The sequence below is a fragment of the Desulfobacter sp. UBA2225 genome (assembly GCF_002348205.1).
Lineage (GTDB): Bacteria > Desulfobacterota > Desulfobacteria > Desulfobacterales > Desulfobacteraceae > Desulfobacter > Desulfobacter postgatei.
In genome coordinates this window covers 1-7105 of record NZ_DDYV01000246.1, presented here as the reverse complement: position 1 = coordinate 7105, position 7105 = coordinate 1, and the positions used below count along the sequence as shown (strand labels likewise).

Annotated in this window: 5 protein-coding genes; 1 reads left to right on the top strand and 4 read right to left on the bottom strand. The window is 50.2% G+C overall.

Features of this window, described 5'->3' with window-relative positions; translation table 11 throughout:
• Nucleotides 1–186: 186 nt before the first annotated feature.
• Together B3D59_RS12165 and B3D59_RS12160 are read right to left on the bottom strand one after the other, a co-directional pair.
• Nucleotides 187–834 (bottom strand): cytochrome b/b6 domain-containing protein, encoded by a 648-nt coding sequence (locus tag B3D59_RS12165; protein WP_286820102.1) that lies wholly within the window; start codon nt 832–834, stop codon nt 187–189.
• Between the two features lie 17 nt (nt 835–851).
• Nucleotides 852–2510: a tetrathionate reductase family octaheme c-type cytochrome gene (locus B3D59_RS12160; RefSeq protein WP_286820101.1), complete on the bottom strand. Its 1659-nt coding sequence runs from the start codon at nt 2508–2510 to the stop codon at nt 852–854.
• Between the two features lie 294 nt (nt 2511–2804).
• Here B3D59_RS12160 and B3D59_RS12155 point away from each other — a divergent pair, with 294 nt between their 5' ends.
• On the top strand, nt 2805–5690 hold the full coding sequence (locus B3D59_RS12155) for an ATP-binding protein (RefSeq protein ID WP_286820100.1): 2886 nt from the start codon (nt 2805–2807) through the stop codon (nt 5688–5690).
• Between the two features lie 22 nt (nt 5691–5712).
• Here the strand turns inward: B3D59_RS12155 and B3D59_RS12150 are convergent, their stop codons facing one another.
• Nucleotides 5713–6744, bottom strand: coding sequence for an energy-coupling factor ABC transporter ATP-binding protein (locus B3D59_RS12150; RefSeq protein ID WP_286820099.1), 1032 nt, complete (start codon nt 6742–6744; stop codon nt 5713–5715).
• 7 nt (nt 6745–6751) lie between these two features.
• Nucleotides 6752–7105 (bottom strand): ABC transporter permease (locus B3D59_RS12145; protein WP_286820098.1); only part of this gene is annotated, 354 nt, incomplete at its 5' end.

Genomic DNA, 7105 nt, shown 5'->3' with positions numbered 1-7105 from the left:
CCAAGCGTCACGCCAAATTTTTTTTAAACACCTGCAAAAAAAATTTGGCGTGACGCTTGGTACTGTCGACAGCCATTGAAGTGGGGCTTATTTGAGTTGATATGACCATTGAAAACACAAAACGGCCATCTCCCGGAAAGGGTGATGGCTGTTTTGGGCTGATAGATTACCAAAAAAGCTCTCAGGTCAGGAACGGCGCTTGTCAGCCACCTCCCACTCCTGGATCGTGGTGGTTTCACTGATCTCTTCCCATCCCGTAATCATCCCTGCGATATGGCTGAATATGGAGTGACCCGTTGTGGTCATGTAAACATGCACCACCAGAAACGAGAGCAGTAAAAATGCCACCAGGGTGTGGAGCAGTGCCACCGGTGCCAGGGACCAGGCCACGCCACCCCAAAGGTTCCAGGTGTAGTAAAACAGGCCTGAAATCATCTGAACCGGCAGCAGCAACGCCGACAGTGCCAGATAAGTCAGACGCTGCAGGGGGTTGTGCTTGGCTCCGGGGGATTTTACAACCGGGTGAGGTTTGCCCTGGAAGATCCCGGATGCATAGTATAATGCGACATCAATGAGTTTTTTGGTCGTGGGGATGTATTGGCGCCACTCCCCGGTGGTAAAAAGCCAGAATACAAAAAAGGCGAAAAGCACCAGCCATGAGAGTCCCACAAAATTATGGGCCGTCACTGCGGTTTCATATCCCATCAGGGTGTAGGTGCCATGAATTTCAAAGCCTGTTACCATAAGAAATATGATTATCGCGGCCTGCAGCCAGTGCCAGAACCTTTCATAACGTGTGTACAGATATACTTTAATTCTTTTTTTCTGATTCATGATGTTGCGCCCCTTTTTTAATGTTTTCCGTTTCTGGTAAAAAAACGTCCCAGGCCGTGGAGGGTGACACCGAATAATGATCCGATTACAAGAATCCATCCTGCCCAGTCCATCATGGCAAAGTGATCCCGTCCGGGCATGTAAAAGCCGGCCAGATTTGCAAGTCTTCCGGTCTCTTTGATATGGCATTCGGTACATGAAAGGACATTATCCCTGGGGGCTACCATATGGGTAATGGGAAACACATAAGAGGTATCAACAAAATCATACTCGCCTGAGTAGGGCAGGTTTAAATAATCCTGGCCGTACCGGATCGCCGCATTCCAGTCAAATCCTTTCCAGTAGGCGGCATTGTCTGTTTTGTCCTTGGGGAACAGGTGGGGGGCCACAAGTTTCTTATTGATTTTATCATAAGGGATTTTACCCCGGTGGACCTTGAACGGAAAGATGCGTGACTTTTCATCGGTCATGTCACCGGTCGGCTTGCTGATCACCACTTCACCGGACGGGTCAATGGTGTCCTTCAAGGTGAGGTGGTCAATGGAGCCATTGTACCAGAAGTATTCGGGCACCACATTTTTTTCCCACTTGAATGTGCCTTTTTTTGTGTCATAAGCCGGTTTTCCCAGGTCATCCTTCAAGTCGTAGGGCTTGCCGTCCTTCATTTTTCCCGCCGTAGACCAGTCCCAGTACATCTTGGTGGGGTTGATACGGGCATATTTGGGAATATGACAGCTCTGGCATGCCACCCGGTCGGTGTGGTCATTGGCCTTGGCATTGTGCTGATGGGGTTCCCTGCCGTGGCAGGAGACACAGGTGATCTTTGAGGTGAGATCATCCTCGAGTAACGATTTCTTATTTTCCGCTGCCGGCTGGGTGTAGATTCGGCCGGCAATATGGTGTTCTGATGTGGAGTGGCACCGGGTGCAGTTGAAATTCTGGCCGTCAGTGCCCATATGAACATCCAAGTGTTTGTCGGGTTTGATCAGGGATGAGTCCAAATCTCCATGCTTAACGCCGTCTCCGCCACCGCCGTAGAAATGGCAGGCCCCGCAGTTTTTACGCCCGGGCAGGCCAACACTCTGGGCAACTTTGTTCCACTCCGGTGGATGGTATGTTTTTTTGTTTTCGTTAAATACTGTGGCTTCCTTAACCGGATATCCTGCCCCGGTTGGGAATTTCTTGTAGGTACCTGTGGTTTCGTGGCAGACAAGGCAGTCCACCTTGGTTTGATCTGTAAAATCAAAGTCTTTGTCTTTCCAGCCGTATCCTGCATGGCATGATGTGCAACGAGCCTCGTTGCTCTGGGCGTTGATTCAGAAATTATTGACGGACAAGCCGCCTTTGCCCAGCGGTGTATCGGGATCTTTTCCCGGGGCGTTCCAGGTCCAGTGAATGGTTTTATGAAATTGCAGGGCAGCCTCATTGTGACAGTTCAGGCAGGCCTCCGTCACCTCAGGGCCTGAGGTAAATTCCTGCTGCAGGATCTCAAATTTTGAATGGTCTGCAGTGATCCACCGTTTTTTCTCTTTTACCGCCTGTTTCGCAAGGACCCTGCCAGGGGCCAGTTCTTCCTGGCTGGCGTTTGTGGATGCCGTGCAAGGTAAAGGACCGGCCAGCAGCATGAACAACGTGAATAGCAGGTAAACTAAAAGATTTTGCTTTTGTTTCATCATGTTCGATCAACGCCTCCTTTTGGTTTGGGTGAGCCCGGATTTAATTTACGATATTATCAATATTATCAGAACAGCAACGAATATGCCAGCAGGATCAATTCCAGGCAAGACAGGAGCCCGCTTTTTTATCCATGTACAGAACATAGTTTGACCAAGCGGTCTGTATCCCTGGGCATTTCGCTGATAGTCTGTCATTTGGGTTGACAATTCCCAAAGACTTGTCCTAAGTCAGGATTTGTTTAAGTCAAAAATAAAACCGGCATGATGCGGGATAAAAAATATTTTGAGGAAAAAATGAGAATATCGATACGGTGGGCAATGGTTCTTGGTTGCCTTGGTCTCATCTGGGGGATGCAGATCCTGATCACTTCGTCCACCTACATTTCATCCCAGCGGATGCTGGCCGGGCATGCACGGGACGTGATGCAGAACATTGCGGACCTGACCATGATCCAATCCAAAAATCATCTTCAGCTGGCCCAGGGGGCGGCCTTGCTGACCAAACGTCTGTTAGCCTCCGAGGTGGTCGGCAGTGACAATCAACAGCATGATGTTCTGGAACGTTATTTTTTGAATCAATTGTCCCTGTATGCCCATTTTGCCGGTATTTATATCGGTATGCCCAATGGTGATTTTTTTTATGTCAACCGCAGTGATGCACATACCCCCGGCGGATTTCGGACCAAGGTAATTGATCATCTCAATGGCGATAAAAAAATCCGGTTTATTTGGCGCAATTCGGACGGCAACATTGTTAAAACCTCCGAAGACCCCAGTGACACCTATGATCCCCGGCAGCGTCCCTGGTATCAGAAAGCCCTTGCCGAACGGGCGATTATCTGGACGGACCCCTACATTTTTTTCTCATCACAAAAACCCGGCATTACGGTGGCAGGTCCGATCTTCAAAGCAAACGGTCAATTGCAAAGTATTGTCGGTGTGGATATTGAAATTGATGACCTGTCCACCTTTATCGGCCGGTTACGGATCGGTAAGCATGGTCGTGCCTTTATGCTCAACAACAACGGCGATGTGGTGGCGTTTCCCGATATCTCAAAAATTAAACAGGGCCAAGGCACCGCAGCCAACAGCTTCAGAATGGTTAAAATTGATGAACTGGACGATGACCTCAGCCGTGCGGCCTTTCATGCCATCCAGTGGCAGCGCACAGAAACCGGGTTGCTCACGCTCGACCACTCCCAGTTTGCCAAATTCACCTGCAACGGAGAAGTGTACAATACCATGTTCACCCAGTTTGCCGACTCACACTGGCCCTGGATGATCGGCGTGTATATACCGGAAAATGATTACCTGGGGGTACTCAAGGAAAATCGTTCGCTTAACATATGGATTACCCTGGTCCTTTCGGTAATTGCCACCCTGATAGGTTTACAGTTGTTTCGCAGTATCACGCGGCCTCTGATGGGACTGGAAAAAGAGGCCCTGGCCATCAACCAGCATGATTTAACCACCAGCTTCAACACCGGATCCATATTTAAAGAGATAGACGAAACCGTTGCCGCCTTTTCACAGATGAAGGTCTCGCTGCAAACCAGTGAAAAGAAGTATCGTCGGATTTTTGAAAACATCCAGGACATCTATTTTGAGTGTACCATTGAAGGCGAAATTATAGAAATAAGCCCCTCTGTAAAGGAGTTGATCCAGCGGGACCCCAGGCAGATTATCGGCATCAATCTTAAGCAGTTCTATAAAAATCCAGATGATTACCAGCGCTTTTTATCCAAAATTTTTGCGGACGGGTCGGTAAGAGACTGGGAGGTTACGCTGGTAAACGAAGACGGAGAGATCGATTATGGCTCGGTCTCGGCCACGTTGAAACGCGATGCGGCCGGTGATGCCGAAAAAATTATCGGTTCGCTGCGCATCATCACCGACCGAAAAAAAGCAGACCTCAAACTGCGCCGTTACCAGGATCAGCTGGAGGAGCTTGTTAAAGAACGCACACGGGATTTGCAGAAGAGTAATGAACAATTGCGCAATGAAATTGAAATACGCAAAGAAAAAGAGGAGGCGCTCAGGGGCAGTCAAGCACGACTTCATCAGATCCAGCGCCTGGAGGGCATCGGAACCCTGGCCGGCGGTGTGGCCCACGACTTCAACAATTTGCTGATGGGTATTCAAGGCAATATATCTTTAATGATGCTGAAGACCGATCCTTTAGCGTATAATTACAACAAATTGAAAACTATTGAGTCCTGCATTATTTCCGGAACCAAACTCACCCAGCAACTGCTCGGATTTGCGCGGGGCGGCAAATACATGGCCAAGTTGCTGGATCTGAATCGGACTGTTATAGATACCGCCCGCATGTTCGGCCGTACACGTAAAGAGATCCAGATTCAGGAAGATATAGCCCGTGATTTGTGGGCGGTCGTGGCCGATAAAAATCAGATGGAGCAGGTACTGCTCAACATTTACATTAATGCATGGCAGGCCATGCCCAGCGGGGGCACGATTTTGATAGATGCCAAAAACATGGTTCTGGATACCGCATTTTCCAAGGCTTTTGATATTCGGCCGGGACGATATGTATGCGTCTCAATCTCTGATACCGGCATCGGAATTGATCCTTCAATCCAGACACGGATATTTGAGCCGTTTTTCACCACCAAGGAGATGGGCCGGGGCACCGGACTGGGGCTTGCGTCCAGCTATGGCATTATCAAAAATCATGGCGGCGCCATTGATTTTGTCAGCCGGCCAGGTAATGGCACCACTTTTTATATTTATCTGCCGGCCTCAAAGGCTGATGTGGAACCTGAATCCGCAATGTCCGACATTATTTCAAGAGGTTCCGAAACCCTTCTGCTTATTGATGATGAAGAGGTGATCCTGCAGGTGGGGCAGCCCATGCTTGAATCTTTGGGGTATAAGGTAATGACGGCACTGGACGGTAAAACAGCGGTGGAAATCTTTCGTCAATTCTCCGGGGAGATTGCCCTGGTGATCCTGGATGTGATTATGCCGGGTATGAGCGGCGGTGAGATTTTTGACGCGTTGAAAGCCATCAACCCCCGAGTTCAGGTGCTTCTCGCCAGTGGATACAGCCTCAGTGGACAGGCTGAAGAGATTCTGTCACGGGGATGTGTCGGCTTCATCCAAAAACCGTTTTCCCTGGAGCAACTCAGTGTCAGGTTGCGCGACATATTGGACAAATAAGGGGTTTTGTTCCTAAAAGGCCCTAACGCCAGAAAACATCCCGGGTTCTGAACACCAGTATCCTCTTTTTTCCCGGCTGCAGGTTCAATGCACCGGCCTGTTCTTTTGACAATAAAAGGGTCAGCCCGAAGGCATCCGCGTTAAGGTCCACCTCAATGCGGCCGGTTTTAGGTTCCAGTGCCATTCGGGTGACCAGGACCGGGATCCGGTTTTTTCCGTTGAATTGGGTTTCAACTTCCCGGGCAATGTTGATCTTGTCCGTCCGTATCAATGCCGTTTCTCCGGTTTTGTCAGGCAGGCAGACCTGGCGGCCGTTGGACAGCGGCAAAATCCAGTTCACGGTGCTGCCGGTCTGGATGGTCTGGTAGGGCGGGGGAAGTATGATCTCCTCGTGGGTGGAAAAGATTCGGCCTTTTTCCATGGATAACCGGGTATCGCTGCAGGCATTGAGCCAGGCCAGATCATGACTGACAATGATCAGGGTACAGCCCCATTTGTCCCGGGCCGCCAAAGAGGCTTTGAGAATGAGGCGGGCGCTTTCGGCGTCCACACTGGCCACAGGTTCGTCAAGCAGCAGGGCCTGGGGCTCAAGGATCAGGCGTGCCGCCAGGGCCACCCGCTGGGCTTCGCCGCCGGACAACTGGTGCCATGCCCTGTTGTGAAACCCATCAAAATCCAGACCGACCGCGGCCAGTGCCCGTTCCGCCCGCTGTTTTAACTTTTTGGTATCTTTTCTGATTTTAAGGCCGTAAACAACATTATCCAGGACCGAGCGTTTGAGCAGATAGGGGGCCTGGGTCATCAGGGTAACTCTGGATCTCACCCTGGGGGACATGGGATATTCCCTGCGGCCGTTGAAACGGATCTCGCCTTGACTGGGGGCGATGGCAAAGGCCAGCAGTTTTAAAAACGTGGTCTTGCCACTGCCGTTGGGGCCTGACAGCCCTATGATCCTGCCGGACGGGATGTTGAATTCGTCGATATCCACCACCTTTTTACCACCGTAGTAATGACAGAGGCGGCAAAGGGTATATAAAGGAACGGGGGAGGCCATAATTATTCTATTTTTTTCTCAGGAAAGAGAGGCTTAAGTTTACCGTAAATGCAATCGCCATCAAAACAATGCCCAGCGCAATGCCGTCGGCAAACAGGCCTTTGTTGGTTTCCAGGGCAATGGCCGTGGTCATGGTCCGGGTGTGATATTTTATATTTCCGCCCACAATCATGGAGATACCCACCTCGGTAAGGACACGGCCGTATGCCGTAACAGCGGCGGCAAGAATCCCAAACCGGACCTCCCACAGACAGGTCAAAATGATATCTTTTTTTCCTGCGCCCAGGGAAACCAGGGTCAGCTTCAAGGCGGGATCGATATTTTCAATGATGGCGGCCGTGATCGCTGTCACCACGGGAAA

Coding starts and splice junctions, on each gene's coding strand:
- B3D59_RS12165 (WP_286820102.1), bottom strand. CDS start 834: ATGAATCAGAAAAAAAGAATTAAAGTATATCTGTACACACGTTATGAA.
- B3D59_RS12155 (WP_286820100.1), top strand. CDS start 2,805: ATGAGAATATCGATACGGTGGGCAATGGTTCTTGGTTGCCTTGGTCTC.
- B3D59_RS12150 (WP_286820099.1), bottom strand. CDS start 6,744: ATGGCCTCCCCCGTTCCTTTATATACCCTTTGCCGCCTCTGTCATTAC.